The sequence below is a fragment of the Bacillus cereus group sp. RP43 genome (assembly GCF_040459645.1).
Taxonomy (GTDB): domain Bacteria; phylum Bacillota; class Bacilli; order Bacillales; family Bacillaceae_G; genus Bacillus_A; species Bacillus_A mycoides_C.
This window is the reverse complement of record NZ_JARVHQ010000004.1, coordinates 1-24,473: the sequence shown is the minus strand read 5'-3', so window position 1 is coordinate 24,473 and position 24,473 is coordinate 1. Positions and strand designations below refer to the sequence as shown.

Here is a 24,473-nt window from a genome sequence, read left to right as displayed (position 1 = left end):
TCCTAGCTGATTTGCTGTACTTTCCTACGACTCACTACTGGCTTTGTGGCCGCTTCTAACGGTTCCATATTTCTTTCTACCCTTTTATAGAACGTTTTACGTGCAATACCGTTTCGCTCTGCCAATGTTACGTACTCAACATATTTCTCTTCTTTTGGTGTACTCGCTGCCTGATACGGTGTCATACCTTCTTTTATACGTCTGTAGAAAGTTGATTCACTTATCCCTGTTCTCTTAGCTAATTTTAGTAACTTTGTATGTTTCTCAAGCCCTTCATAGCTTGTCCCTACCGGATAGCTAATCGCGCGTTCCACCGTCCACCCTTGGCGTAACCTTTGGTTAAGTAATGATTTCCTTATCCCAATCGCCTCAGCTTGTTTAACCTCTTCATCAGTAGGAAATTGATAATTCATTTTTACTATTCTTGGTCTCCCGCTTTTTAACGGCGGAACAGTTGCTGCTTCTTCCGGCGTCCATTTACGTGATGATTTTTTTGTTAATCTCGCATGAAATGTAGGATAATTAATCCCATTTTGCTTCGCTAGTTCAATGTATTTCTGATATTTTCTTGAAAAGCTTCTATTTTTCAATGGTTTAGTTATCGCTTCTTCTAATGTCATCCCGTAATGAATCCGTTGATACACTGTGCTTTTTCTAATGCCGTTTTTCGCTGCAATTTCATAGTCTTCCTTTGTTGGTGCTGGAAAGTGATCCGCCATTTTTACCCCTCCTTAACCTTTACTGAGCAACGTTTCCCTCTGTTGATTGGCGTTGTTGCTGCCTTTTCTACATCCCAACCATGGATATTTACTCTCGACTTAAATGTCGAATGACAAATCCCATTCTGTTTCGCAATATCTATCCAATATCTTTTCTCGATTTTCGTTTCATTAACTGGTTTTGTAGCTGCATCTTCGCAATTCCAACCAAGAATTCTTATTCTGCTGTAAAAGGTATTAGCATTTATTCCATTTTTTTTAGCTCTTTTAATCCACTCCTCATATTTACCTTCATAGTTATGCCTAACTGTTCCAGGTGGAGCGGTTAACGCTTCTTCTAACTCCCATTTATCCGATCTATAAACACGATAGTATAGTGTTCTTGTGCTTATTCCGTTAGCTTTTGCTCTCGCTCGTTCCTCATCAGTTAACCAACGATCTAAAGCCATTCCCTTCCCCCCTCCTTAGCTAATCTCTTTTAATTCACCATTTTCATCGTAGCGATTCCCTTGCTTCCCTGGCGGCTTCGTCGCTGCTAAATGATACGACCAACCTCGTTTTAATCGGCTATAGAATGTGTATCGTTGGATGCCATTTTGTTCTGCTATGTGCATCCATTGTCCATGTTTTCTATCAAAGTCCATACTCTTTGTGCCAAGTGGTTGTGTTATTGCTCTTTCGATCTCCCAATCATAGCGGTATACTCGTTCCTGCAACCTTCTTCTATTAATACCGTTTGATTCGGCTGTTTTATAATGTTCGTCCAAAATAATGAAGTACATATCCACGCCCTCCTACTTACGTTTAGTTCCAATTGGTTTAGTTGCTGCATCCTCTAACTTCCAACCAAGACGTACTCTTGAATAAAACGAATTCAAACTAATTCCATTCTTCAATGCGATTTTGTGGAATCCCTTATACTTACCTAACCATCGAGAACCTATTGGCGTTGTTACAGCACGTTCTATTGACCATCCGTAGCATTTCACACGTTGATATACATTTTCTTTACTAATTCCGTTCTTTTCAGCGATTTCATAATGTTCATACATGATTACCTCATCATAAGCAGTTGCCATTTTCATTCCCCTTTCTTAATCCAATGCCATAATTTCCGCTAACGTCCTATCAGATATATAAGTATCTATAATTTGAATCCGTCCATATTTATCCTTAGCCATTCCTTCTGCTTCGCTCTCTGACTTCGCTTCAAACCACCTAAGCTTCCATTTATCATCTTTGTCATAAAACTCTACTGAGTACGTTATGACGCTTGTAGCACGCTGTAAAAACTTCTCTGACGTGCTCTTTGCTGAATAATCAAAACTCCCAACAACATCTTCCAGTGTTAATTGCTTCATGCTACTTCTCCAGCTTTCTCTAACTGTTGTAGGCGATACATTTCTTTCAATCTCTCAATAATTTCATCACGTCTTCTATCCAATTCTTCGCTACTGCGATTCCCTGCCGCGCAAATACATGGCCCGATTTGATACATACCCATTCCAATATCGTTTCTAATTACTCCCGTTCCTCCACATGCACACATCTTAATTCCCCCTTAGAATCCTAAATGTTCAATACGTTTATCTGACGTTTCCTTAAATACAATCGCTTCAGCTTTATTTAAAATCCGACTTCCAAGCTTCTTATCATATTTTTTAAATATGTCTCCACTTGATAGATTAGTTGTTGTAATAGTGACCTTCCCTTGTCTTCCGTTCGTTACTGCATATAAGACACGTTGAATGAAATTGCTTGCTTCGTCCATTCTGTTCATAGATCCGCTTTCTGCTCCTAAATCATCCAGTACCAGGAAGTCAACGCTTGTTAATAGCTCCACACAATATTCTTCCGTATACTTAGAATCTTTGTTATTAAAGGAATCCTTGATAAGTCTCATAAGTTGCTCAATCTCTACATACAAGCAGCTTTTCATTTTCGAATAGGTTAGTTCGTCATTATCCTTCTCGCCATCTGAAATTTCATAGAAATGGCTTCTTAATTCTCTTAGGATTGAATAAGCTAAATGACTCTTACCTGCACCCTGTACGCCTACAATAAATACGTTTTTAACCTCTTCTGCTTTTAGGCTCTCTATAATGCCCTCTACGAGCTTTTTGTTCGTTCTAGTCTCATTACATTCGGTTCTATAATTAGATAGCGTAGCTTCGAGTATTTCCTCGTTACTAATGACGCTGCGCTTTGTAAGCATGTTGAACTTCTTAGTTCTTTTGATTTTCTTGTAATGATTGTTCGCCTGTTCTTTTAATACTTTGTCGTTTTCTTCAACAACACATCGTGGGCAGACAACTTGTCCTTTAAATTCGATCATCTGAACAGGCTTAACAAATTTTTGGCCACCTATTTCGTAAGAATGGTTCATGCATTTATCAGAATGGAAGTTTACCTTTAAATCCAGGGATTTGGCTACCCTTTGCATTGCTGTTGCTGTCATGGTTTTTCGCTCCTTTTTCATTTAAGTAACCTTCGAATTTAGTACCGAATAGCGTTTCTGGTCGTAAGTACTGGTTCATATTCGAATCAGTAAGCCATTGTGCTGTTTTGATATCAATAACTTGTTTAAAATCTTCTATAGTAAAGCCGTCCTTAAACCTAGCCTTGATTAAGGTTCTTGTTTTGGCTGTTTTGTGTTTAAAGGATTTACCAGCTTTTTCATTAAGATAAGAAATAATATCCTCGTAAGGTATGCAGTCTTTTGACCGCTCTTTTTGGTCAGAAGGCATATTATCTTTTAATGTAGTAATCTCTGTTGTAGTCTCTGTAGTAATCTCTGTTAAAGAATTTACCCTTTCGGTAAGTTCCATTTCACCCAAAGGGGAATTTGGAATTTCCCCAAAGGTTAAAATCCATTTCACCCTTTCGGTAACTTCGGAAATGATTAACTTAATGTGATTTGTAGGAGCTCCGTTAAATTTGAACTTCTTCACTTCCACAAATCCTTTTTCGATGAGTATTTTGATAGCTCGATCGTACTGTTTAGGTGTAATTCGAATCTCGTCTTTCCAATCTTCACGGCTTTTAGCTAACCAAAATTCTCCGTCCTTTTTAACCCGCAACTTGCTTTTACCTTGTTCGTTAGGCATGTACCAATAAACGATTTGTCCTAATAAGATGCCTGCAATTAAATCTCCAGTGATATCTACATAAGCGAGTCGCACCATATAGCCGCTTCTTGCAAAAGTCTCTAGTTGAAATATGTTATTACTCATTTCTTTCACTCCCGTTCACATATAGCAAATCCTTGCGATACTTTCAGGACCCTATAACCTGGGTAGCGTTTTGGATTTATATATTTCAGTACGTTTTTCTTAACTTCGTCTGTTGAATTTGCCTCCTGCCACACCCATTGCGGCAGGAGTACCTTACTTTGTTTATTGATCATGCTATATCCATTTCCATGTTTTCAAAGTCGATTTCTTCTTGTGCTGGTTCTTCTTGCACTTTTTCCTGCTCTTTTAGACGCTTCTTATGTTCTAAACCTAAGAACTTAACAAGTCCTGTAAGTTGTTGGAGATTTAACTCTGCTGCTGGTACTTTGAAATGTTTAACTGCAATTTCATGCAAATCATCATTTGTCATGTTGTACTCGCTTAGTTTCGCCATTACTTCGCTTTGCTTTTTCTTTAACTCAGCTTCTGGATCAACCGTTTCACCATCTTCAACCTGAATCTGTTTTGGTTTATCCGGTGTGATATCTACACGTTTTTCAGGATCATAGGACGGAACGCTATCTATCGGACTAGATGAAACTGCTTCATCTTCGTTAATTTCAATGCCGTACTGCAATTTAGCCGCACGTTTCATTGCGTGTTTCTTGAACATATCGTTGAACCAGTTGTTCCACATATGCTTATTTGTGCCGTTCTTCATGTGAATTACTTCGTCTGTTTCCATCATGACCACAACATCTTTGAACCCTTCACGTTGGGCCACTGCATAGCAACCAATTACTTTTCCACGAGGGAATTTAACTTGGTGCTTCCTGATAATCCATTCACCTTCTTGAGAACGATCAGCTTCGAACTCATCATTTTCATGAACCGTTTGAACATCGATACCTTTATATCCGTTCTTTTGTCTTGCAAGGTGTAACACGCCTTCTACTGATACTTGAATGCTCATTTTCCCACCGTATACGATGCAATAAATGTGATTTAGGAAAGGATTAAGCTCTGAGTTAACGCAAGTTTGTACGAATAAAGCGAATTGCTCGTTGCTTGTTCCAGTTGCAATAGTACTTTTGATTGTGTCTAGCTCCATTTTCGTAAAGTTACCGATTACCTTTTCTGTATTTGGTGTTGCTGCTACTTGATTAGCCATTGTTTACTACCTCCTTGTTCTTCACCGTAACTTCTGTAATGTTTTTAGATGCAAGCAAGATTAATTCGTGTGTTTTGCTTTCGATTTCAATAAAATCTTGTTGTAACATTGTTCTGATACTAGATCTTAGATTTCGTTTGTCCGCCACTTCAATTTCTTTCGTGTAAGAAAGTTGCTCATTATCGGTGATAATATCTGTCCAAAGTGTTACAACGTATTTATGCATTAGTTACTTCCTCCTTTTGGATTCCTTCTGCTTTAATCGTGAACTCTGTATCTTCAACCTTTGCAATAATTAACTGTCCTGCTGGCTTTGTGAAATATAGGATGCTCTCAGCGTTATCAACGAACGTCGGAACAACTAATTGTGATTGTTTGCTTAATACTTCAATAAGTTCTAATCCTGCTTTAATCTTCTCTGCTGTTGAAAGTCTGCTGTATGGTTTACCATCCATTAAGATTTCAAATGTCGCTCTTTCTTCACCGTTTTTAAGAGTTTCATAGAGCTGTACATCAATGTTGGTAAATAAACTTTGAATCTTGCTTACCATCAGTTCAGAACGCTTTGTACGGAAGTCTTTAATTGCATCGATGATTGCGATTGATTCGTTCTTTTCTTTGCGGATCTTCGCTTGTGAGTCGGCTGCATCATCAATTTCTTTCTGTAATAGCTCTAATTGTTGTGATTGTCGAAGTAATCCGTTTAACTCGTAAATCTTTTCATCGATGTCTCTTGTTTGAGTTGGTTCTACTTCTGCAACAGACATTTCTTTTATAGATGCTTCTAGTTCTTTTAGCTTCTTAACCATGTTTGAACCAAGCTGTTTCGCTTCTTCAAAGCGGTTAATTTTGTTTTGTTTAACCTGTTCAACTGCTTCATCTTGCAAGGCTTGTCCGCATGTATGGCAAGTATCTTGTAATTCCTCATCACGTATACCAAGAACAACTTCTTTTTGTTTTAAAACTTGTTGCTTCACGCCTTCAATTTGGTATTGTACTTGGTTATATTGTTGCTGTTTTTTCTGTGAATCTTTGATTGTTTTATCAATTTCTGAACGTTTTGTTTGTAATTCGGATAGTTGCGATTCGATTTCTTCTTTATTAACCTCTGTACTTTCTGCTTTTTGCTTCTCGTACTGTTCTTTTAATGTAATAACGCGTTCGCTTGCACGCTCGTATGATTTCTCATGTGTTTTCTTACGCTCTATATGAACTTTCTGTAAGTCTTCTATTGAAAGTTTCTTTAAGTTTTCTTCTAATAACTCAACTTGTATTTTTGATAACTCTGCGAATACTTCTTTCTTTAATGGCTCGCCTACATATGATAGAAGTTGTTCACGCTGCGTCTGCCAGTGTTGTGAACTAAAGTATCCAGGATTGAATAATGATAGAAACGCTTGCTTATCAAACAACTCATCTACAAATGATTCGAATTCCTTTGCTTTCTTAGGAACTTCATTAATGAAGTACTTCGCTGTTTTCTTTTGAGCTTTACCAATTAAAATGTCTTTATCATCTACTTGGATAAGAAGTTCAACTTTCGTTTCTGCTTCTTCATTACCAATAGGTTTCGGTTCGTTTTTCGTTCCGTATGGATCAATACCGTATAAAACCCATGTAATTGCTTCACCTATAGATGATTTACCTGCTCCATTCGGGCCACTAATTGTTGTTACTTCACCGAATGTTACTTTAAGATTTTCGTGATTCTTGAAATTCACGATACTTAGTTTTTTAAAGTTGATTTTCATTATTTTTCCTCCTTGTTATGTGGAGAAACTCTTTGATATAATATAGGTACATGTTTTTCTGAGTTTCTCAAAACCGTCTTAGGCGTAAGGCGGTTTTTTATTTTGTTTTGATGCTTTCACGCATCGGAATATCCAGGAACCCGTTTTAGGTGGGGGATACCATTAGATTCCTGAATATTCCGACAAGCGAAGGCTTGTCCTATTTCGATTTATCATTTCCATACAATTCCTTGTATTCTCGTTTATCTTCTTCCATTTCTATACGGGATAACATCTCTTCATGTTCTTCACAACGACCATCTAAATAAACCGAACACTCTAAACCGCATCCTCCTGAAATTCCTATTTGATGACACTCTGAAGTTCCTACAGCTCCATACATCGCTTCTTCAAATCTAACTGCATTTTCGAATCTATCTTTTTCATTCAACTCTTATTTCCCCTCTCTATTTAGCTAGAGTTATATACTTGTATGTTTCCTCAACCTTATCTGCGCTGTTATGTACCTCTCTAGCTCTTAAATCCTTTATGATCCACAAGATTTTCTTTTGCTCGTATTCATCGCGCTGCTGTTTATCCATCACTGTTCATCCTTCATAATCCGTTTGTTTATGCGTTCCATCAGATATATGAATCCTGCAAATCCGATGACTGAAACTAGTACCATTAGATGTGATAATGTGCTTTCTTCCATCGTTTACATCGCTCCTTCCATCGGTCTTTCTGGCGGATACCATCCAGACACAAACTTCATAGCGTTCTGATAATATTTACGTGGAATCTTATCGTATTTAGCGACTCCGAAGTGTTTCTTCAGCGCTCCGTATACTGCTTGGTATGATGCGTTGTCGTATCCTTCTTCTTTAAGTTCAAATACACGACGTTTTACTTTTCGTTGTACAGCTTCTTTGTTTTGTTCAGTGAGCCAAACTTCATTATCGACAAGGAACTTCATTTTGTTCATGTCTTCTTCAACTTGTTGTTGGCGTTCCTTAACTCGTTTCAATTCAGTCATACTGTAGATGATTGAATCTTCAACTGTAGGTTGCTGCTGTTTTTGAATGTATTCTTTCATGCGTTTGAATTCTTCGATGAACTTTACTTTCATTTTCATTGCTTCGATTGTTGTGTAAGCCATCATTACCATTACAAATCCGTCTTCTGTTAAATCGTATTTCGATCTCCATTCTTTCTTAGCGTCGTAGTATCCAACCGGCGCAATGTTGCGTTGGTTAAATTCAACTTCACCAGCTTCATTAAGTTTTTCTACATGTTTTCTGATATCTCTTAAAACATCTGAATGGCGTTTACCTAAGACAACTGCCAGTGTCAAACTGTCAGTTATAACCTCTTTTTCCTTCATAAACACCAATTTACTTACTGGATGTTGAATAATTTTCATTTCATTCATTTGGTTTACTCCTTTCATCTTGTAAATCTAAGGTTTACTTTAATTGTTAAAAAAAAGGTCTTTCGGATTTTCCTCAAGAGCAATTGCAATTTTTTCTGCTAAGTCTATTTTCAAGGTTCTTTTTTCATTTTCAATGTACCAGTAGTGCATTTTAGTGATTCCGACTTTATCGGCAACGTCTTGGCAAGACATCCCTTTTTCTAGTCGTTTTTGTTTTAACTGCTTCAAGTTATTTCCTCCCTTCGTTGCCTGTGATTTCATTATAAGTAAACCTGAAGTTTATTACAAGTACTTTTTTTAAAAAAACTCAAATAAATTTTAACTTGTGGTAAACACTATGTTTACTTTATACTTTATGTATCATAAACACTTTAGTAAAAGGGGACGTTAATATTGATCGGGGAAAAAATTAAAGAACTCAGGAAAAATAGTAAGATAACACAAGAGCAACTGGGTAATGCTATTGGAGTATCTAAAATGGCTATTTCTTATTTTGAAAAGGGTAAAAAGTCACCTGGGCGAGAATCATTAGAAAAGATAGCTGACCATTTCAATGTAACTACTGATTACTTATTAGGAAGATCAGAAGATCCAGAGCTTAATGAGGAAGAAAATAAGACCGTTACTGAAGAAGGTAAAAATATAATGGCATTAATCGAAAGTCTTCCAGAGGATGAGAGAAAGAAAGCTTGGGAGCAATTAGAGATGTATGTGACTTATATGCAAAATAAAAAGAATGACTAAAAAAAGAAGACTACCATATGCGGCAGTCTTCTTTTTTATGTATTTGGTTTCTCTTTGTACGATTCATCAAGAACGATTTTTAAAATATCCTCCGCCTTTATATTCCCCTGTTTTAACCCTAACTTTGCTGCCATTCTCACTAATTGCTCTTTTGTCATCCCCAACATCCTCCGATATCTTTATAGTAGTTTGTGAATTTTTCACAATGATTACCTTTTTGTATATTTTCTTCAAAAATAGGATTCCCCCAAAAAGCACAAATGGCATTACCCCTTATTGAGGTAATGCCATTTAAATATATATTATTAAAATCAGCCAGCTCCGCCGCCGCCTGGATCAACCATCATTTTGTATTGAGTTGTTTCAGTAACACCCGATTGCTTTGGTTGTTCTTTAACAACATTAGAAGAGTTTAATACAAACACTCCAAGAACTGCTAATACCGATAAAATTGATAGTATTTTTTTCAATATGCTCTCACCTACCTATAAGACAATTATACCATTTTTTCAAAGGATACCCAAGTATAATTTAGGCAATTGCGCATAAAATATGTTGCCGATTTCTTCGAATTTCTTTAGCGACTTTTCTATCAATTTTCTATCCTCTTTAGCGATTCCCATGTAGCATAGTTGAAAAGCAGATAGCTTACCATTCTGTTTTTCTAATCCATTTAATATTTCAATAGCCTTCTCCTTATTACCTTTTTTGATTTCTAGAAAAGCTATTTCTGCAGGATCAGTAAGATACAAATCGTCTAAATCTTTACTGTGATATACTTTGAGGAAATTAAGTGTGTTCATAATGCATTTCTTTTTATTTTTCATCTTGTCATTAAAGGTATCCCCAAGAGCGTATAACGCTTGTTCCAGATGAACTTTAGCCTTATTATAATCTTCAAAAATATAAGATTCTCCGAGAACATATAACGCGCTCGCTTGTGGAATAGGATATTTACCAGGCTCCCCAAGGTAATCCATTAAGTAATGAGCGTATTCCCTTGCTTCTTTTATTTTACAAAGAGTAAGGCTGGTAGCATGTATACTCTCATTAATTTTAATAGTGAAACTTTGTGTTAAAAATTTTTCCTTTTGAGATATTTCGTTTTCAATCTTTTCCTTAACATCACAAGCATATCTGTATAGAAAACGATAATCACTTAAATCGTATACCCCATAACAATAAATAATATCTAGAAGCAAATTCATTTCAGTGCTTTTTATGGTTTTTCTCTTTTTTTCAACCTCTGTCAATAACGACTTTCCAACAAGACCCTCTTTACTTCTGCTGTATAAAATACGATAAACTTCAGCCCATTCTTTTGTAACTTCATTCTTTGATAACTCAGCTTTTTTAATTAATGTTTCCAGTAAGTCGAATTCACCTCTAGCATGGGCAAATTCCATACCTATTTTTAAATTTTTATTACCTTTTATTTTCTCGCAATACTCAAATAAACAAGTTCTTCTTAATTCCGGATTATGTTTGTACAGATGAATCAATGTGTCTGAAAAACATTGAAAGCTAAATTGTGTATTACCATTGAGATAGTAAGAAACCTTTTTTTCGTTAATTCCAAGACGTCCTGCTAGTTCCTTATTAGTAATACCAGCTGCAAATAAATCATCTTTCATTTTAATTAATAGTTTCTGCACTGTTTTGCTCCTCCTTGCCGGAACAAAAGACACGTTATACCCAATTTGTTACATTTAAGGAAAACGCGTCACTACATTCAAAAGATGTGTTATAATTTATGTAAGACTTGCAGTAAGTGTTTTCCCTAGACGGATTAGGGAAAGCGGTACTATGGTGTTCGCTGCACCTTAGTACGCGCTGTGAGTCTTTTTTACGTCCGTTTTTAGTTATTTTCATAATACCACAAATTTCCCAACATTCAGTCATGGAGTTATCTGATTTTTATTGAGAAAGTTTGATAAACGCTATATATCAACGTTTATCAGGTTTTACGGAATTAAATATGCAATTGTGCATTTAGAACTCATGTACATATATTACCATAAAAACGAACTTTTGTTCTTATTATTTTTATCGTGATTTAAAATAAATCATTATTATCTTAAAAAGTTACATAATTAATCGTTTCATCCGAATATATACCATTTGTTTCCCTTATTCGATTATAATTGTCAAAGATTGAAAAGGCGGTGGATAATCATTGCTTGGGGAACGATTAGTATACTTTCGGAAGAAAAACAAATTAACTCAAAATGACGTTGCTTACCATTTGAATGTAGTTCGGTCTACATATACAAACTGGGAAGCTGGACGTTCTGAACCTGATATCTCTATGCTAATAAAAATTAGCGATCTGTACAATATATCAATCGATAATTTAGTTGGCAGGACATATCGTATGCCACCACAATTTGAAGTGATTTTAGATCAGATATCCGATTTAGACACGGAACCACAAAAGAAGGCATTGAATCTTTTAGTAGAATACACTTACTTGATTAAAAAGTATTTCATGTAGACGTCACGCTCCTTATTTTGACGTACAAGCGTTTTAAATTAGATTGTAATCTGAAACTACTTAAATGAATCAGAAACAGAATACGTGGCATTGCAGTGCTTTGTATTCCGAATTTGGAATGTTGTATTTGATTTGATTGTAGAAGAAAACATTTCCAATATCTAGTGGTAAAATTTGACATAATTTGACCAATTTACCCAAAGAGAGCTTAGGCTCTCTTTTTTTATTTTCATTCGACAAAATGCGACAAAATAGTTGTAACTGAATTTGTTATGCTTGGATGGAAATCTTACATTTTAAAAGGGGACAAACAATGGCTAATCAAAAATATACTAAAATCGATGAGCGCTTTGGCATCATTGAATACCCGGTTACACTAGAAGAAATGGTTGAAATATCAAAAGAACTACCTAAAACAGAACGCAAATATTATCAATATGCTTTTGATGCTTTAAAGAAGGTTATGAAAACAAAAGAAGCTATCCACTACTTTGAGGTCGCTGATCCTAAACTAACAAAAACTGGTTTCATTGTTGTTGGAGAACACAATTTATACATGGTAATGATGAAAGGCGGCTTATTTGGTGGCGCTGAAGCTGAAGTAGTGAAGTATAAAGATATTAAAACGGTTGATTTCGATATAATACAGGGCCCATTTGGGATTTCTCTTATGAATACAGGGATTATTTATCTTGAAATGAAGAAAATGTTCGGAACAAAGAAACGTACAATCCGCAATATTCCTGACTACAATGTTGATGGAGTGTTAAAAGCGATTCGAAATAAATTGAAATAAGTAATACATACTGGAGGAATTCATCATGAAAAGAAAACTACTTACAGCATTAACGTGCAGCGCATTGCTTATGGGATTGGCTGCTTGTGGTTCAAACGAGAAAACTGCAACTGAATCTAAGCCTAAGCAAGAAGCTAAAAAGCCAGAACCGGTTACTACAACATCATTAATTAACGAATTCAAGAAGGCTGGCATAGAAGCTGAAAATGCTACGGATCTACCACAAAAAGAATTCGGTAACATGCGTAAAGATGGAAAGCGCATCCTGACACCAAAGTTAGGTGAGGATAAAGGCGGCCGTGTGTTTGAATTTAGTAAGAAAGAAGATTTAGAGAAAGCTAAGAAGTACTATGATGAGTTAGGAAACTCGGCACCGATGTTATTCTCGCATACATATGCAAAAGGGAATTTCCTTTTACAAATGAATGGCGATATGAAGGATGAAGAGTTTAATAAGTATAAAGAGGTTATGGATAAGGTAGTGAAGTAATATGACCGTTAAAGGAGAAAACATATGCAACACCTTACAAAAGATGAAGCTTATAAAGTCATAAACTTATTAATTCCATTTCTTAATATTCCAGAAAATGAACGTGAAATTGATGAATCACAGAAGCAATATTTTATATCTACTCAAGAACCAGAACTTTGGCGTAAACATCCAAGTTTACCTTTGGAAATTTCATCATGGGGGCGTGTCTACCGTCTTGCATTTATTGACGCAGCAAATTGTATTCGTGAAGGTAAAATGCTTAACCTATCAGACAATAAAAAGGGAAGCGTTGCTATAAATTTTAAACGTGACGGTAAACCCAATAAACGCCTGAACGTCCGTAAACTCATTGAAGAAACTTTTTAACATGGTAAAATAATATTTGGATGGGAGTCCAATACATATTATTAAAATTAAAGTGGTTCAAGTCGGAGGAAGGCACCTTAGGGTGTCTTTTCTTTATGCGATTTACAAAATACAACAATATCAGCTCTAACATTTTGTTATGATATTTTAAATAGTGCACTTATAAACAGAAAGGACTTATTAATATGGGATTTAGATTTCATAAGAGTAAAAAAATAGCTCCTGGTATTAGGTTAAACGCAAGTAAAAAGGGCATAGGAATTAGTATTGGTGTAAAAGGTGCTCGTGTTAGTTTCGGTCCATCTGGAACAAGAGTTACAACTTCTATTCCAGGAACAGGTATTTCTTATCAAAAACAGATCAGCAATAAATCAACTAATATAGAAGCGTTAGAGTATCAAAAACCAATATACACTCCTCAAACAGTGGAGGTAGATGCTATAACAATAAGAGACAGTCAAGCTACTATTAATACACGAAAAGTAGCAAAACCACTATCTATTATTATGTTAATCGCATTTATTACTTCCGTGGCATTCTTGCAAATTTTAACTGCAATAGCATTCGCGATAATCGGGTTTATAAGCTATCGATTAAGTTGGACACCTATTGGTATTATTTGTCCAACTTGTAATAGGCAACACCTTGCGTTTAAACAAAAAGAGATGCAATGTTCTTTTTGTAATAGCACTCTAATAATAAAAAGACACTCATAATGGTGTCTTTTCTTTTTTCTTATTTTTACTTAAAAGATATTCTATAGTTTTACAAACCACAATTAACGATCCCCCAAAAAAGATTAAAGGAAACATTAAATAAACAATTATCATAAAGCCTTCTATATGAAGTTTATCCAATCCGTAACTCATATAAGAAACAAAAATATCAGCAGCATAAACAAATAATAATAATAATAGCAAAGGACCACCCAAAAATAAAACAGCTAAATATACACCATATCGATGAACAACAGATTTGAAAGCATCCATTAATAATCCACTCCTTTTCATAAAATTTCACGTACTATATCTAATTGACAAAACCAAATTTCACAACAAAGTATATTCTAACTGCCTGTTCCCTTTTCCTCTAACCAAGTAAATAGTAATTCCCTTATTTATTCCTCTATCTTAGCCAGTAGTTCCCCCAGGTCTTTAACAATCTCGATTTTTTCATCTTTTCTTCGCAATTAAGCTTGACTGAAGGTTTTGAGGGTTTTTATCATGTGGGAACAATTATGGAACACGGCTGGAAGGCAGATTTATCCCCTACTTTGAACGATCACAAAGAAGTAATCAGTCAAAATAGATGGATAAGTGTCTTTGTTTTCGCCATGCGGTCACTTATAAGGTATCCGTATGTATAGACCCTGCTCACTCAGCGATCTTCACCGCATACATCCTTTTTCTATGGCTTGTCCTTGTATTATCGTCCCTACACGACAAACTGAATGTACTCCCTAGCACCGTAATGCTAACGATAACCACCCGAACCTTTTAGAGAATCGTCCCTGGGCAAGTTCTCGCCCACCCTCACCAAAAGAACAGGATTCCAATGAGGGGTGCTGTTTTTGTAGGCGTATACTCTGTACCCCCTGCACGACCAACAGCTAGCCACGCCGCAACACGTTCCCTCTATAATAGAAGCACGTAATTACGGCTTATCAGTTTTTATTAACGTGGTTTCAGGCAATTCCACGCGAACAAAAAACAAAAAAGGCATCTCCAATTCCTATATGACCTGTACATTACAAGACTTCTAGGTTTAGAGATGCCCGTTATATATCTTTTGACTACAAAATAATCAAAACTAGTATTTACTAGTTGATATTTATCCAAATCATAGATAAAATGGGTATATCAAAGAAGCCTCGTGAAAAGGCATAATTGTTTAAGATAGTGGTGGTACACTACTTAAACCGAAATTCTGTATGGGTACAGATTATATCTAGCCAAGTGATGGTACACTAGCTAGAGGAAAGTCATTCCCGCTAATGGTTGGCGCCAATAGCATATGGGAGTGGCTTTTTTGTTTTCTGTTCATATTCAATTGTTTTTCTCGATCTATTTATGTAGATTTGATTTATCAAAATATGTTTTGTTTTGTAGAATGACGCTTGTTGTTTATTACGTTACAACAAGTTTTTTTCTTTGTAAATGCCTATATAAGCGGGTTTATGTCATCTACTAAACTTAAACGCAGGATAAAAAGATACAAAGATAAAAAGATACATTTATCTTTAGATACAAAGATACATTTTCGGGAGTTGTGTATCTTTAGATACAAAGATAAAAAGATACAAAGATAAAAAGATACATTAATTAACGTTGATTTTATAAGGTTTTTATACTATTTAATGTACAAGTAATATCCTCTTAAATTATTAAACACAAAAAAAGATACATTTATCCTTTTACTTTTTGTACAAGCTCATGTTATTATCGGTTCAAGAATAAAAAGATAAAAAGATACATTTATCCTTTGTTACAATTATATTACAAATTTAAAAGGAGCGATTCCTGTGAAAAAAGGATACGTAATAATCAACGCCCAACAAAAAGGTGGAGTTGGAAAAACAACTGATTCGTGTATGGAATCTCTTGTGGCTTCTTTAATCTTTAATAAGAAAGTTTTATTTATTGATACTGACCTTCAAGGGAACGGTACAACATTCTTAGCAAAATCATTTAATATTACCGAAATGCAAAAAACATTAATGAAGTGTCTTGAGGATGGAGACTTATCAGAAGGTATTGTGCAGCTACATGCAAATCTAGATATGATTCCATGCGGATATGATATGAGGAAATATACTGACTTCTTAATCGAAAATTTCAATACGATTGAGGACAGAACTTTTTACCTTTCTAGATTGCTAGAAAAAATCAAATACAACTACGACTACATATTCATCGATATTCCACCTTCAACAGATTTAAAAGTGGATAATGCGATGGTAGCAAGTGACTATATTATTGTAGTTCAAGAAACACAGCAATTTTCATATGAAGGAAGTCAGCGCTTAATCTTTGAATACATTCAAACGTTAGTTGATGATTTTGGATCACTTGTGAAAATGCAAGTTGCTGGAGTGCTCCCAGTATTACTTCAACAAAAACGCGCTTTACACAAAGAAATCGTTAAAAGTACAATTGCTACTTTTGGTGAAGAAAACGTATTTAATACGATAATAAATAATCATGCTCGTTTAGAATGGTATCCACGAATCGGACTGCAATTTGAAGATCATCATGATAAGAGAATGCTAGCTTTATTCTGTGACATTTTCTGTGAATTAGAAGACAGAATCCACCTTTTCGAAACTGAGGGAGATATAGAATCTGGATATAGATATACTCCACAGTATTTAGTAGATAATAAACTGACGAAGTTAGGAAAGGGGATTGATATAAGTGGCTTTAATCAAAAGGGAAACACCGCAAGAACCGAAGATAGCACAATCTGCTAATACAGAAAGAAATGTTCCAAGCACTAATAATAACACTCAAAAAAAGAAAGCTTTAACGTCTCAAGATAGAAAAAATATAAAAGTAACACCTGAATCATTTAGTAAAATCAAAACAATTTGTACAATGAAGAGCTTGAAAAATTACGAATTTATTGATGAAATTTTAGAGTTTTACATTGCAAACAATTTGACAGAACGTGAGCAACGTATACTAAAAAACATAACGTCTAATATACAGTAGCTATGAGGAAATCCCGTCCTTATAGCTTTTCTTTATGTATCTTTGTATCTTTTTATCCTTTTATCTTTGTATCTTAAGATAAATGTATCTTTTTATCCTAAGCAGGAAAAACTTATACTCCCGCTTTTCCCTCTTGGTACAACCCCTCACCAAAACTTCCACCACGGCTTTTTCTTCTCTTTTGCAGCGGCAACCTCTTCACGGTATTCCTGCATTAATCTCTTCGTTTCCTGCATCTCACGGAGTGTCTTCATCAACGTCTCATCTCGTGCTTCCAATCGTTTTTCTACTCGTTCATTATGTTGATCTATACTCACTTTGATTTCCTCGTTGTTTTGCTTAGCCCGCTCGCTTAATCGCTTCTCCATCGCTAACATACTTTGATTCATTTCTTGCGCCATAACGCTGTACTGTTGTTGGAGTTGCTGTTGAATATGGAATGGGATTAGATCGGTGTCTTGGGATTCCTCTGTCTCCGCATTTGGATTGGCGATTTCTAAGCGCTGCGCAATCATCTTCGCTGCCTTCTCTAGCGTCATACCGTCATGCTTGCTGAGTTCAATCAGTTTTTCAATCACCATAACGTCATGCTCCGTGTATTGGCGTCTGCCACGGTTATCCTTCTTCACAACGTAGTTTTCGCGCTGCAATACTTCCATGTACTTTCTAAGGGTGCTATCACTTATCTCTAGTCGTTTGTATACTTCACTAGCAGAATAAACAATTTCGTCCGTCATAGCGTCACAACACCTCCTAGTGACAGTATTCCATGATGTTTAATAAATTCCTGCAAATAAAAAAGCCCCAATTAGGGCTTGTTATTCTATAATGCGCCTTCTGTTCATAACATATATATTGCCTGTTATCCTTGTAACTCTTCCCAGCTTCGACCGTACAATTGGGTGTGCCGTTTAGTTAGGGAAGAGTTACTATATTTTTGTTCAACTGGAGGTTTCATTTTACAAATAAATGCATGTTGCAAATCACCACCGGCTCTAACAGAAATAATTGCATGGAATCGTGGTAATCTCGCTGCATCATCGATTGAAATAGTTGGCTCTAGTCGATGTTGGGACAACTCAAATGTTTTAATATGATCATTCGAGAAAAGGATTTGTTGCACTCCACCGCCTTGCAAATTCTCTTGTAGGGAAGTCGGTAACTTATTCCAATGATGGAATGCATATAAAGCTCCAAAGCGCTCCTTGCGTCCCTCTGTACCGATACGCCCCATTAGTTTAGTTAATCCTTCAGTTGCGTACTGCTCCGGCTCGTTAAATACCATGAAGCAGCCATTCTTCTGTTCTTCTTTGCTCATAAGCATTCGTGTCATAAATGTTTTTAATGTAATCCAATGCACTAACGTTTTAGATGCTAATTCTCCTAATTTGCGGTTCGGAATGCGAATAATAACAACTTTCCCCTCCTGCATCCACTTTGCAAAATCCACCTCTTGCTTTGGATTCTGCGAAAAGATGTCAAATAAGGTATCGTTACCAAAGAAATCATCTAAACGATTCAATACTGCATCTGCTTTGCTTCCTAACTCTTCATTAGTTCCCCATGAAAGCAACTCTTCTGCTAATCTTTTATTTCCTTCCTGGAGCAGCTGTTCAATTACGCTTATACGAAATCCTTCGTCCTCTATAATTCTCTTGATATTAAATAAAGATCCCCCTGCTGCCTTTGCTGCTGCTTTTAGGTATCGTTTAGAACGAGCCATTTTCTCCATATCACCAAAGAAATCCGTCACTTCATCCGCAAAACGACTCGCACCTTTACGTCCTAGCTTTGTAATAACTTCAGTCAAATCCATCGGAACAATATAGTTTTCATCGCTCAAATCAATATCAATTATTTTATCCGGAGGAAGCGCATCCCTTATGCCGTCTGCCATGCCGCGCTCTCCTTCTTCAACAATGACCTCCGGGATAATTGCGCTAATACCATGATTTAGACAGCCATCTACCACCCAGTTTTTAATGGCAGTATCTTTCCCATTTCCCTGTCCTCCAATGAATGTGTACCCTCTATACAATTCATCCGGATTGTTTACAGGAAAATAGATTGGTATTCTCTTATCTTTCAATTCACTCTCACCCAAATGAATCCCATTCGAATCACATAACACACTCGGAATATCTGTTTCCGTTCTCTTTTTTACGCTTAACGCTTCCTCATACCGCCTTTGCAATTCAGCTGTAGGCATTTGCATTGCTAACTTAGCCATTTCATCAGTTGAGATTAAATTCACGTTACCATTCATTTTCGTGCGTTTGGATAGGTGTAATGTATTTAACTCTTGGAGAACTTCTTTTTTCCTGCTCTTTATGTTAATTTTAACGCCATGTAATTCGTTATTATCAGCGATTTCACTGAATGAGAGGGATAAGGTTTCACTAATCGTTTCACGGGTTAGGCGGTCTTGTGAGTGTGCTGCAATACGTATGTGACTTTTGAAGACAGGGTTATTTAACTTTTCACGACTAGCGGTACTAACATGACGTGAGTTTATTTCGTCTTCCAAACTAAACGGTTTATCAATCACTTTACCTTTCTCATACGACTTATTGCTTTTAAAAAATGTATTGGCCAACGCATTAAACAAATCCGTGATTAAGAAATTCACTTCATTCACGAAACCGCCAAGCGCCTGTTTTGAAGCCCCTAGTACCATCTTGGAGTTTATTGTGGCTCTTTGAGGTACTTTTCCTTTAGAAAGCTTTTCATAAGCCCAAGATGCATTCTTTATCCACTTCTGACGATTCTCTGCTTCATTGCATACGCTCAATCTTGCAAAATCACCATCAAATTGCAATTCGTCTATTGTGTTCATGACTGCTGCGATAGGTGTCTTTTGCTCGTTTGCATTTGTGTTCAAGCTAAATATATCGTGTTTTAGATACTTTAACTCCTGGATAATCGTATTTTCTTCCGGGACTTGTATTTGCTCAAGAGAAGCTTCTTTAATTGTGACACTCATCTTATTTTCTAATTTTCGTTTTAACTTAATTGCTTGGTACTCTGATGTAGAAACATAAAACTCAATTTTCTTCTGGCCGTTCTCTTGTTTAAATATTACATCAAACCAAAACAAATCCTTTTCACGATACATAAAGCGCAGTCCATCACGTTCTAAGCGTGTACCTGGTGACTCATACATTTCATACATCTTATAAATAGCTTTCCATAACCGGCGCGTGTTATTTGTAACATTACTGTGAGGAATAATACGATACACGACCATTTTGTTTTGCTCTGTTTGAAAGAAATCGGACCATGATATTGTTTCCGTTCGCTTCCACCACTTCTTTTTCTTCTTAGGTATTACGGCCGGCACACCACCAAGATAAAGCGCAGGATAGTAAAACTTCTGCTCCTGATCCGGTAAATTTTCTTCTTTCTTCTCATCCACTTCACACACCTCCAAGGATAGTAAGAGCAAGAATTAACAGTGCTGTGTACCAACTTATCGTTTTCATCATACTTCCTTTACCTAACATGGATGAAATAATGATGAATGCTCCTGCTGCAATTGTCGTGTACCCCATGATGTCGGGAAGACTCACAATAAACCAATCCCATAGTGATGCGCCGCATTCTTTAATGAAATAACCGATTGGCTTTAAAATGAACTCAACTTCCGTATGAACAATGCTATCGCTAAAACTGTTTAAAGCATCCATAAATGAGCCTTCTTTTGCTTTTTCGCCAATATAACCACCTGCATTAGCTAAAATCATTTGACCGCCTTCTAAGATGAATTTCATGGTGTTATCCCCCTTATATTCCATGTAGAAAATCTCTGATATCAACAGCATGACGAGCGAGTATATATCCACATGACACACCTATTAGAATTTCTAACGCCTTCGTACGATGACCTAAAGCCCAACTAGCACCACTGAATATGATTACAAGTACTACTCCTGCATCGAACGCATTCATGATTGCTCCATGAACATTTCCGAAGGTGCTATTAACACCAGCCGCAAGTGCTGCTTTAGGTAGGATCATGATAAGTGAACCGGTAGTACCGGTAATAACCTTTTTTACAGCGGTAATATCGCTTTTCTTCTTGTTTTTGTAGCTTCCATCCATAAAATCACGAAACGGAATCACTTGTGTTTTCGCCATGATGTACACCTCTCACATGTTATTTTTTTAACTGGACATACTAACGGATAAATCCTTAAAAACGGAGGGGTTACGAATGCATGTAGCTATCGGTGTAGTAATAGGAGCAATCATTGGATCACTTGTTAATATCTTTGTGGGCTAGTGGGCATAAATGGCAGTGGACTCGGTGAGGTCTGCTGCTTCTTTGTTTGTGATTTAAGTTGTTGAATGCGTTCGGATGCAGTTGGTTGCGGTTTTGGTTTTGAAGATGGAGCAGGTGTTATTACTTTTTCTGTTTTAATTTCAAATCCTTCCACTTTTGGCTGTTCAGATTGCTTTGTATGCTCTTTTTCTACTATTTCGAGACTCATAGCTTCCCAAATTAATTTCTTCACGTATCCGCTAAAATTACGGCGTTTAACGTGTTTTAACATTAATCTGTCTTTCTCGTTCTTCTCATTAAAAGCCACCGGTTTGCTGAATTTAGCCATCTGCAACACTCCCTTTTGGTAGTAGCGGTAATATCGCTTTATTAAAAGGTATTTCATGCTGCTTGAACAATATTCAATCTTTTTTGAAGTTTAGAAAGTTTGATTTTTGGACAGGATGGTTACAAAAAAATAAAAGGAGCGCTCTCCAATGTTCGGTTTGGGTAAACGACGATCTAAATTCGGAAAATTCTTGGATAAGAACGGGATTTCACAACAAGATTTAGTAAGAGAAAGTGGTGTGAATAGAGGGACAGTCAGCAGAATATGCCAAGGAGATGCTTTTTCTCCTTCTATGAAGAACGGTCAAAAAATTATTAGATCCTTGAAAAAACTAACAGGTAAAAATATCGACTTTGATGACTTCTGGACAATGTAAAACGATAATACCGATATTACCAAAATAGGCATAAAAAATAGCCCTACTTTTGCAGTGGACTTGTTTGTTAGCTATAAGCGCGCTGTACGCTATTAGCTATATGCCAGGGATATACTTTTGTTGCATGTACATAAAATAACTATTTAAAATGTATCTAACTTTATGTAGTTACCTTTTAAATTTTGCATAAAATAACCCTTTATAAAAGAACGTTTGTTCGTGTATAATAAACATAAATTACACGAATCGGGGGATCATCATGGAACATCAGAACTGGGGAACACCGAAATTACGCGGGAGAGGTATGGTTAAATGGCAGCCTTTCGCCAGTATGCCAGAGCAGTATGAAGGAATTCGCGGAATACTTGAGGATTTGAATAAAGTACCTAAACCAATTGTAACGGAAGATATGAAAGAACAGCTGCAAATTGGACTTATACAATCACTGCAAAATAAAGAAGAAATATTAATTTCATACTATCGTGATGGAATGGTACATGAGATGTACATAAATGTATTGCACATTGAACCAATGCTGAAAATCGTGTATTGTACAGACGCATTTGGATTGAATACAGAATTCAAATTCGATGAATTAATTAATATACACTAAAAAAAGCCGCCCAACAGGACGGCTCTTATTCTATACTCTAGTACACCACCAGCCGTTATCTTTCATCCATTTTTCGAATTCAGAAAGCTGTGGCTCATATAATCCTCCAGTAATGTAGTAAAACTCGCCATTATTAACGAATGGCTCAACCCACCATTTGCGAGCTAATGCATATTCGAGGATTTCCTTAGCTGCTTCTTGGTCGCTGAAACCTCCTGTTTTAACGCGAACTCCGTTATCGACACTCACGTTACTTACACCACCATTATATGCACTTTGTACTCTTTCAATAAAATTATTCCAGCGTCCTTCGGCTAACATACGATGAGGACAGTATTTTCCATTCCAGGATTGGTGCGTGCGAACCTTGCTGATTGGAATGTTATATTGTTTCATTAATTGAGCTACAACGATAGCTGCATTGTTTTCAGCTTTATAATATCTATCCCCACCACTTAGGGAATAACATATTTCTACACTAATGGATTTGCGATTACCATTTCCGTTACCATCACCACAAGCCCATGCATTGCGTTCTAAAGGAAGACCTTGTACAGCTTCTTTATCATCTATCGCAACATGGAACGAAACTTCATTATTATTTCGTATCATATAAGCCACTTCATTTTCTGCTGTAGCATCATTATAAGTATTGTGAACTGTGATGAATTCTGGATTCATTGTATAAGGACACTTTGTACCGTATTTGCTTGGATCAACTAAGTTTTTTCTAATCTCCATTACTCAACATCCCCTTTTTGATTATCGTCATGATCTGACCAAATTCCTAGAGCGATACCCACGGATAATAAATAAGGTGCCAATTCATCTAAGAAGCTTTTAGCCTCTGGAACTCCGAATTTCGTAAACAAAAATCCAAGCAAAGAAAAAACCGCAACCCAGGTACGCCAGTTGCGGAATCGTTTTTTGATATTTTCTTTATTCATTCTTTTCCCTACTTTCCTGCGAATTTAAAAAGAGCCATTATCCCGCCTGTGATAATAGCCCCTACTACTGTAGTACCAATCCAAAACACCAATTTATCTAATCGATCTACACGCATATGTGCGCTTTTTGCTGATTGCTGGGCTTCAATGGCAACTTCTTTTACATTTCCTAAAGTATCGAGTTTGGTTTCTACCCTTGTTAGCCCAACAAGTAGTTCTTTCATATCATCATGTTTTAATTCAGCCATTTTTTCACTCCTTTTCTAAAAATAAAAAAGCATGCTATAAGCACGCTTTGTTTTGTTGTAAAAGCCGTATTTTATTGAGTTCTCTTTTGATATCTTACTAACTTAATATAAACCCTTTAAAGTCTACATTAGTTGATTCACCAGTAAATACTTCTAATTTATATAAACCTAAATCTAAATCGCCTATTACCACTTCCGGAGTAGATAAAACTGTAGTTACTCCATTTACTTTTACGTATGTGGATGACGAATCATTACGGTAAGCCTTTAATGTTAACTTTTTCTTCGTGTTATTAAATACCCACACAGTCATAATCTTCATATCAGCAGAATCAGATTTTGTATAATTAACATATACCTTGAAGTTATCAGATGGTGATGTAGGGAAAGTTAACCAATCTTCAGGGACGCTGTCCTTAACCCTCTGACTGGAATAATCAATTTTTGTATAACTATCAGCATAGATTACTCTTGGTGACAGTTGTGAGAATAAGACATCCGCTTCGTATCTGTGACCAACATTACCAAAATGTAATCTATCTGAGATAATTGTTTTTGTAGGGACTGATGAATAGATTAAAAACATTTCAGTGAATTTGTTTAAATCGATTATCTCGAGTTTATATTCCTTCGCGAGTTCTCGTTTCACTTCATTTGCTATAGAGTTAATATGCTCGCTTGTTCTTAATGGATAAGTCCCTACATAATTAGTTTGTACTCCTGGTTCAACTGTTGCTTGAGTTGTAATAAGGAATGGTTGAATGTTTTTAGAATAACACCAGTCAATGATACCAATGATATTATTTCTAAAACCAACACGATAATCTTTTTCGTTTTGATAGCTCAGTCTA

Annotated in this window: 38 protein-coding genes; 10 read left to right on the top strand and 28 right to left on the bottom strand. The window is 36.1% G+C overall.

Going from position 1 to position 24,473, the window contains the following annotated elements:
- Positions 1-2: 2 nt before the first annotated feature.
- The 15 genes from QCI75_RS30270 to QCI75_RS30200 form a co-directional block, all read right to left on the bottom strand.
- Positions 3-719 carry a hypothetical protein gene (locus QCI75_RS30270; protein WP_353762225.1) on the bottom strand — a complete coding sequence of 239 codons (717 nt, stop codon included), beginning with the start codon at positions 717-719 and terminating at the stop codon, positions 3-5.
- Positions 720-721: 2 nt separating this feature from the next.
- Positions 722-1,168 carry a nucleoside permease gene (locus tag QCI75_RS30265; RefSeq protein ID WP_353762224.1) on the bottom strand — a complete coding sequence of 149 codons (447 nt, stop codon included), beginning with the start codon at positions 1,166-1,168 and terminating at the stop codon, positions 722-724.
- 15 nt (positions 1,169-1,183) lie between these two features.
- Positions 1,184-1,501 carry a hypothetical protein gene (locus QCI75_RS30260; RefSeq protein WP_353762222.1) on the bottom strand — a complete coding sequence of 106 codons (318 nt, stop codon included), beginning with the start codon at positions 1,499-1,501 and terminating at the stop codon, positions 1,184-1,186.
- A 12-nt stretch (positions 1,502-1,513) separates the two neighbouring features.
- Entirely contained in the window at positions 1,514-1,798 is a 285-nt protein-coding gene (locus QCI75_RS30255; RefSeq protein ID WP_353762220.1) for a hypothetical protein, read from the bottom strand.
- A gap of 15 nt (positions 1,799-1,813) precedes the next feature.
- Positions 1,814-2,080, bottom strand: coding sequence for a hypothetical protein (locus QCI75_RS30250; RefSeq protein ID WP_353762219.1), 267 nt, complete (start codon positions 2,078-2,080; stop codon positions 1,814-1,816).
- Positions 2,077-2,268, bottom strand: a complete 192-nt coding sequence (locus tag QCI75_RS30245) for a hypothetical protein (protein WP_353762218.1) — start codon at positions 2,266-2,268, stop codon at positions 2,077-2,079. The genes QCI75_RS30250 and QCI75_RS30245 overlap by 4 nt, the downstream gene beginning before the upstream one ends.
- Before the next feature lie 12 nt (positions 2,269-2,280).
- Positions 2,281-3,162 (bottom strand): AAA family ATPase, encoded by an 882-nt coding sequence (locus QCI75_RS30240; RefSeq protein WP_353762281.1) that lies wholly within the window; start codon positions 3,160-3,162, stop codon positions 2,281-2,283.
- Positions 3,113-3,952: a conserved phage C-terminal domain-containing protein gene (locus QCI75_RS30235; protein WP_353762217.1), complete on the bottom strand. Its 840-nt coding sequence runs from the start codon at positions 3,950-3,952 to the stop codon at positions 3,113-3,115. Before QCI75_RS30235 ends, QCI75_RS30240 begins: the two co-directional genes overlap by 50 nt.
- Positions 3,953-4,121: 169 nt before the next feature.
- Positions 4,122-5,063 carry a RecT family recombinase gene (locus QCI75_RS30230; protein ID WP_353762215.1) on the bottom strand — a complete coding sequence of 314 codons (942 nt, stop codon included), beginning with the start codon at positions 5,061-5,063 and terminating at the stop codon, positions 4,122-4,124.
- Positions 5,056-5,289 (bottom strand): hypothetical protein, encoded by a 234-nt coding sequence (locus QCI75_RS30225; RefSeq protein ID WP_353762214.1) that lies wholly within the window; start codon positions 5,287-5,289, stop codon positions 5,056-5,058. Before QCI75_RS30225 ends, QCI75_RS30230 begins: the two co-directional genes overlap by 8 nt.
- Positions 5,282-6,814 (bottom strand): AAA family ATPase, encoded by a 1,533-nt coding sequence (locus QCI75_RS30220; protein ID WP_353762213.1) that lies wholly within the window; start codon positions 6,812-6,814, stop codon positions 5,282-5,284. The genes QCI75_RS30225 and QCI75_RS30220 overlap by 8 nt, the downstream gene beginning before the upstream one ends.
- A gap of 199 nt (positions 6,815-7,013) precedes the next feature.
- Positions 7,014-7,244, bottom strand: a complete 231-nt coding sequence (locus tag QCI75_RS30215) for a hypothetical protein (RefSeq protein WP_353762212.1) — start codon at positions 7,242-7,244, stop codon at positions 7,014-7,016.
- Between the two features lie 16 nt (positions 7,245-7,260).
- On the bottom strand, positions 7,261-7,395 hold the full coding sequence (locus QCI75_RS30210) for a hypothetical protein (RefSeq protein WP_265325030.1): 135 nt from the start codon (positions 7,393-7,395) through the stop codon (positions 7,261-7,263).
- Between the two features lie 116 nt (positions 7,396-7,511).
- Positions 7,512-8,225 (bottom strand): Rha family transcriptional regulator, encoded by a 714-nt coding sequence (locus QCI75_RS30205; protein ID WP_353762211.1) that lies wholly within the window; start codon positions 8,223-8,225, stop codon positions 7,512-7,514.
- Positions 8,226-8,264: 39 nt separating this feature from the next.
- The gene (locus QCI75_RS30200) at positions 8,265-8,486 is read right to left on the bottom strand and encodes a helix-turn-helix transcriptional regulator (protein ID WP_002170419.1); all 222 of its coding nucleotides are present in this window, start codon (positions 8,484-8,486) and stop codon (positions 8,265-8,267) included.
- Between the two features lie 132 nt (positions 8,487-8,618).
- Here QCI75_RS30200 and QCI75_RS30195 point away from each other — a divergent pair, with 132 nt between their 5' ends.
- On the top strand, positions 8,619-8,969 hold the full coding sequence (locus QCI75_RS30195) for a helix-turn-helix domain-containing protein (RefSeq protein ID WP_353762210.1): 351 nt from the start codon (positions 8,619-8,621) through the stop codon (positions 8,967-8,969).
- 35 nt (positions 8,970-9,004) lie between these two features.
- On the opposite strand, the gene QCI75_RS30190 is transcribed toward QCI75_RS30195, so the two are convergent.
- The 3 genes from QCI75_RS30190 to QCI75_RS30180 form a co-directional block, all read right to left on the bottom strand.
- Positions 9,005-9,127: a hypothetical protein gene (locus QCI75_RS30190; protein WP_353762209.1), complete on the bottom strand. Its 123-nt coding sequence runs from the start codon at positions 9,125-9,127 to the stop codon at positions 9,005-9,007.
- 153 nt (positions 9,128-9,280) lie between these two features.
- On the bottom strand, positions 9,281-9,439 hold the full coding sequence (locus QCI75_RS30185; protein WP_353762208.1) for a hypothetical protein: 159 nt from the start codon (positions 9,437-9,439) through the stop codon (positions 9,281-9,283).
- A gap of 39 nt (positions 9,440-9,478) precedes the next feature.
- A complete protein-coding gene (locus QCI75_RS30180) occupies positions 9,479-10,624 on the bottom strand; it encodes an AimR family lysis-lysogeny pheromone receptor (protein WP_353762207.1) in 1,146 nt (381 codons plus the stop codon).
- Between the two features lie 521 nt (positions 10,625-11,145).
- On the opposite strand from QCI75_RS30180, the gene QCI75_RS30175 reads away from it, so the two are divergent.
- From QCI75_RS30175 to QCI75_RS30155, 5 genes are all read left to right on the top strand, one after another.
- The gene (locus QCI75_RS30175; RefSeq protein WP_353762206.1) at positions 11,146-11,463 is read left to right on the top strand and encodes a helix-turn-helix domain-containing protein; all 318 of its coding nucleotides are present in this window, start codon (positions 11,146-11,148) and stop codon (positions 11,461-11,463) included.
- A 313-nt stretch (positions 11,464-11,776) separates the two neighbouring features.
- Positions 11,777-12,259 carry a PH domain-containing protein gene (locus tag QCI75_RS30170; protein WP_353762205.1) on the top strand — a complete coding sequence of 161 codons (483 nt, stop codon included), beginning with the start codon at positions 11,777-11,779 and terminating at the stop codon, positions 12,257-12,259.
- 25 nt (positions 12,260-12,284) lie between these two features.
- On the top strand, positions 12,285-12,749 hold the full coding sequence (locus QCI75_RS30165) for a stress protein (protein WP_353762203.1): 465 nt from the start codon (positions 12,285-12,287) through the stop codon (positions 12,747-12,749).
- A 24-nt stretch (positions 12,750-12,773) separates the two neighbouring features.
- A complete protein-coding gene (locus tag QCI75_RS30160; RefSeq protein ID WP_353762201.1) occupies positions 12,774-13,118 on the top strand; it encodes a hypothetical protein in 345 nt (114 codons plus the stop codon).
- A 185-nt stretch (positions 13,119-13,303) separates the two neighbouring features.
- Positions 13,304-13,834 carry a DUF4236 domain-containing protein gene (locus QCI75_RS30155; RefSeq protein ID WP_353762199.1) on the top strand — a complete coding sequence of 177 codons (531 nt, stop codon included), beginning with the start codon at positions 13,304-13,306 and terminating at the stop codon, positions 13,832-13,834.
- On the opposite strand, the gene QCI75_RS30150 is transcribed toward QCI75_RS30155, so the two are convergent.
- Positions 13,829-14,107 carry a hypothetical protein gene (locus QCI75_RS30150; protein ID WP_353762198.1) on the bottom strand — a complete coding sequence of 93 codons (279 nt, stop codon included), beginning with the start codon at positions 14,105-14,107 and terminating at the stop codon, positions 13,829-13,831. The genes QCI75_RS30155 and QCI75_RS30150 overlap by 6 nt on opposite strands.
- A 1,532-nt stretch (positions 14,108-15,639) precedes the next feature.
- Here QCI75_RS30150 and prgP point away from each other — a divergent pair.
- Together prgP and QCI75_RS30140 are read left to right on the top strand one after the other, a co-directional pair.
- Positions 15,640-16,587 (top strand): ParA superfamily DNA segregation protein PrgP, encoded by a 948-nt coding sequence (gene prgP, locus QCI75_RS30145; RefSeq protein WP_353762197.1) that lies wholly within the window; start codon positions 15,640-15,642, stop codon positions 16,585-16,587.
- Entirely contained in the window at positions 16,532-16,828 is a 297-nt protein-coding gene (locus QCI75_RS30140) for a hypothetical protein (protein ID WP_353762196.1), read from the top strand. The genes prgP and QCI75_RS30140 overlap by 56 nt, the downstream gene beginning before the upstream one ends.
- A gap of 146 nt (positions 16,829-16,974) precedes the next feature.
- Here QCI75_RS30140 and QCI75_RS30135 read toward each other — a convergent pair whose 3' ends face one another.
- The 5 genes from QCI75_RS30135 to QCI75_RS30115 all read right to left on the bottom strand — a co-directional run bounded on the left by QCI75_RS30135 (position 16,975) and on the right by QCI75_RS30115 (position 21,438).
- Positions 16,975-17,565, bottom strand: a complete 591-nt coding sequence (locus QCI75_RS30135; RefSeq protein ID WP_353762195.1) for a DUF3967 domain-containing protein — start codon at positions 17,563-17,565, stop codon at positions 16,975-16,977.
- A 125-nt stretch (positions 17,566-17,690) separates the two neighbouring features.
- Entirely contained in the window at positions 17,691-20,243 is a 2,553-nt protein-coding gene (locus QCI75_RS30130; protein WP_353762194.1) for an ATP-binding protein, read from the bottom strand.
- Between the two features lies 1 nt (position 20,244).
- Positions 20,245-20,598, bottom strand: a complete 354-nt coding sequence (locus QCI75_RS30125) for a hypothetical protein (RefSeq protein WP_353762193.1) — start codon at positions 20,596-20,598, stop codon at positions 20,245-20,247.
- Between the two features lie 13 nt (positions 20,599-20,611).
- Positions 20,612-20,965, bottom strand: coding sequence for a glycosyltransferase (locus QCI75_RS30120; protein ID WP_353762279.1), 354 nt, complete (start codon positions 20,963-20,965; stop codon positions 20,612-20,614).
- A 125-nt stretch (positions 20,966-21,090) separates the two neighbouring features.
- A complete protein-coding gene (locus QCI75_RS30115; RefSeq protein ID WP_483299495.1) occupies positions 21,091-21,438 on the bottom strand; it encodes a hypothetical protein in 348 nt (115 codons plus the stop codon).
- Positions 21,439-21,586: 148 nt separating this feature from the next.
- Between QCI75_RS30115 and QCI75_RS30110 the strand changes: the two genes are divergently transcribed.
- Together QCI75_RS30110 and QCI75_RS30105 are read left to right on the top strand one after the other, a co-directional pair.
- Complete coding sequence (locus tag QCI75_RS30110) at positions 21,587-21,814, top strand: helix-turn-helix transcriptional regulator (RefSeq protein ID WP_353762191.1); 228 nt, start codon at positions 21,587-21,589, stop codon at positions 21,812-21,814.
- A gap of 259 nt (positions 21,815-22,073) precedes the next feature.
- Positions 22,074-22,427: a YolD-like family protein gene (locus tag QCI75_RS30105; protein ID WP_353762189.1), complete on the top strand. Its 354-nt coding sequence runs from the start codon at positions 22,074-22,076 to the stop codon at positions 22,425-22,427.
- Positions 22,428-22,457: 30 nt separating this feature from the next.
- Here the strand turns inward: QCI75_RS30105 and QCI75_RS30100 are convergent, their stop codons facing one another.
- The 4 genes from QCI75_RS30100 to QCI75_RS30085 all read right to left on the bottom strand — a co-directional run.
- A complete protein-coding gene (locus tag QCI75_RS30100) occupies positions 22,458-23,168 on the bottom strand; it encodes a peptidoglycan recognition protein family protein (protein ID WP_353762188.1) in 711 nt (236 codons plus the stop codon).
- The gene (locus QCI75_RS30095; RefSeq protein ID WP_353762187.1) at positions 23,168-23,374 is read right to left on the bottom strand and encodes a hypothetical protein; all 207 of its coding nucleotides are present in this window, start codon (positions 23,372-23,374) and stop codon (positions 23,168-23,170) included. The genes QCI75_RS30100 and QCI75_RS30095 overlap by 1 nt, the downstream gene beginning before the upstream one ends.
- An 8-nt stretch (positions 23,375-23,382) precedes the next feature.
- Positions 23,383-23,622 (bottom strand): hemolysin XhlA family protein, encoded by a 240-nt coding sequence (locus tag QCI75_RS30090; protein WP_064056995.1) that lies wholly within the window; start codon positions 23,620-23,622, stop codon positions 23,383-23,385.
- A 97-nt stretch (positions 23,623-23,719) separates the two neighbouring features.
- Positions 23,720-24,473, bottom strand: a 754-nt coding sequence (locus QCI75_RS30085) for an SGNH/GDSL hydrolase family protein (RefSeq protein ID WP_353762186.1), incomplete at its 5' end; no start/stop codon positions are given.

Excerpts from the sequence above, each read along its gene's own strand:
- QCI75_RS30270 (WP_353762225.1), bottom strand. The coding sequence starts at position 719 with ATGGCGGATCACTTTCCAGCACCAACAAAGGAAGACTATGAAATTGCA.
- QCI75_RS30265 (WP_353762224.1), bottom strand. The coding sequence starts at position 1,168 with ATGGCTTTAGATCGTTGGTTAACTGATGAGGAACGAGCGAGAGCAAAA.
- QCI75_RS30260 (WP_353762222.1), bottom strand. The coding sequence starts at position 1,501 with ATGTACTTCATTATTTTGGACGAACATTATAAAACAGCCGAATCAAAC.
- QCI75_RS30255 (WP_353762220.1), bottom strand. The coding sequence starts at position 1,798 with ATGGCAACTGCTTATGATGAGGTAATCATGTATGAACATTATGAAATC.
- QCI75_RS30250 (WP_353762219.1), bottom strand. The coding sequence starts at position 2,080 with ATGAAGCAATTAACACTGGAAGATGTTGTTGGGAGTTTTGATTATTCA.
- QCI75_RS30245 (WP_353762218.1), bottom strand. The coding sequence starts at position 2,268 with ATGTGTGCATGTGGAGGAACGGGAGTAATTAGAAACGATATTGGAATG.
- QCI75_RS30240 (WP_353762281.1), bottom strand. The coding sequence starts at position 3,162 with ATGCAAAGGGTAGCCAAATCCCTGGATTTAAAGGTAAACTTCCATTCT.
- QCI75_RS30235 (WP_353762217.1), bottom strand. The coding sequence starts at position 3,952 with ATGAGTAATAACATATTTCAACTAGAGACTTTTGCAAGAAGCGGCTAT.
- QCI75_RS30230 (WP_353762215.1), bottom strand. The coding sequence starts at position 5,063 with ATGGCTAATCAAGTAGCAGCAACACCAAATACAGAAAAGGTAATCGGT.
- QCI75_RS30225 (WP_353762214.1), bottom strand. The coding sequence starts at position 5,289 with ATGCATAAATACGTTGTAACACTTTGGACAGATATTATCACCGATAAT.
- QCI75_RS30220 (WP_353762213.1), bottom strand. The coding sequence starts at position 6,814 with ATGAAAATCAACTTTAAAAAACTAAGTATCGTGAATTTCAAGAATCAC.
- QCI75_RS30210 (WP_265325030.1), bottom strand. The coding sequence starts at position 7,395 with ATGGATAAACAGCAGCGCGATGAATACGAGCAAAAGAAAATCTTGTGG.
- QCI75_RS30205 (WP_353762211.1), bottom strand. The coding sequence starts at position 8,225 with ATGAATGAAATGAAAATTATTCAACATCCAGTAAGTAAATTGGTGTTT.
- QCI75_RS30200 (WP_002170419.1), bottom strand. The coding sequence starts at position 8,486 with ATGAAATCACAGGCAACGAAGGGAGGAAATAACTTGAAGCAGTTAAAA.
- QCI75_RS30190 (WP_353762209.1), bottom strand. The coding sequence starts at position 9,127 with ATGACAAAAGAGCAATTAGTGAGAATGGCAGCAAAGTTAGGGTTAAAA.
- QCI75_RS30170 (WP_353762205.1), top strand. The coding sequence starts at position 11,777 with ATGGCTAATCAAAAATATACTAAAATCGATGAGCGCTTTGGCATCATT.
- QCI75_RS30165 (WP_353762203.1), top strand. The coding sequence starts at position 12,285 with ATGAAAAGAAAACTACTTACAGCATTAACGTGCAGCGCATTGCTTATG.
- QCI75_RS30160 (WP_353762201.1), top strand. The coding sequence starts at position 12,774 with ATGCAACACCTTACAAAAGATGAAGCTTATAAAGTCATAAACTTATTA.
- QCI75_RS30155 (WP_353762199.1), top strand. The coding sequence starts at position 13,304 with ATGGGATTTAGATTTCATAAGAGTAAAAAAATAGCTCCTGGTATTAGG.
- QCI75_RS30150 (WP_353762198.1), bottom strand. The coding sequence starts at position 14,107 with ATGGATGCTTTCAAATCTGTTGTTCATCGATATGGTGTATATTTAGCT.
- QCI75_RS30135 (WP_353762195.1), bottom strand. The coding sequence starts at position 17,565 with ATGACGGACGAAATTGTTTATTCTGCTAGTGAAGTATACAAACGACTA.
- QCI75_RS30125 (WP_353762193.1), bottom strand. The coding sequence starts at position 20,598 with ATGAAATTCATCTTAGAAGGCGGTCAAATGATTTTAGCTAATGCAGGT.
- QCI75_RS30120 (WP_353762279.1), bottom strand. The coding sequence starts at position 20,965 with ATGGCGAAAACACAAGTGATTCCGTTTCGTGATTTTATGGATGGAAGC.
- QCI75_RS30115 (WP_483299495.1), bottom strand. The coding sequence starts at position 21,438 with ATGGCTAAATTCAGCAAACCGGTGGCTTTTAATGAGAAGAACGAGAAA.
- QCI75_RS30110 (WP_353762191.1), top strand. The coding sequence starts at position 21,587 with ATGTTCGGTTTGGGTAAACGACGATCTAAATTCGGAAAATTCTTGGAT.
- QCI75_RS30105 (WP_353762189.1), top strand. The coding sequence starts at position 22,074 with ATGGAACATCAGAACTGGGGAACACCGAAATTACGCGGGAGAGGTATG.
- QCI75_RS30100 (WP_353762188.1), bottom strand. The coding sequence starts at position 23,168 with ATGGAGATTAGAAAAAACTTAGTTGATCCAAGCAAATACGGTACAAAG.
- QCI75_RS30095 (WP_353762187.1), bottom strand. The coding sequence starts at position 23,374 with ATGAATAAAGAAAATATCAAAAAACGATTCCGCAACTGGCGTACCTGG.
- QCI75_RS30090 (WP_064056995.1), bottom strand. The coding sequence starts at position 23,622 with ATGGCTGAATTAAAACATGATGATATGAAAGAACTACTTGTTGGGCTA.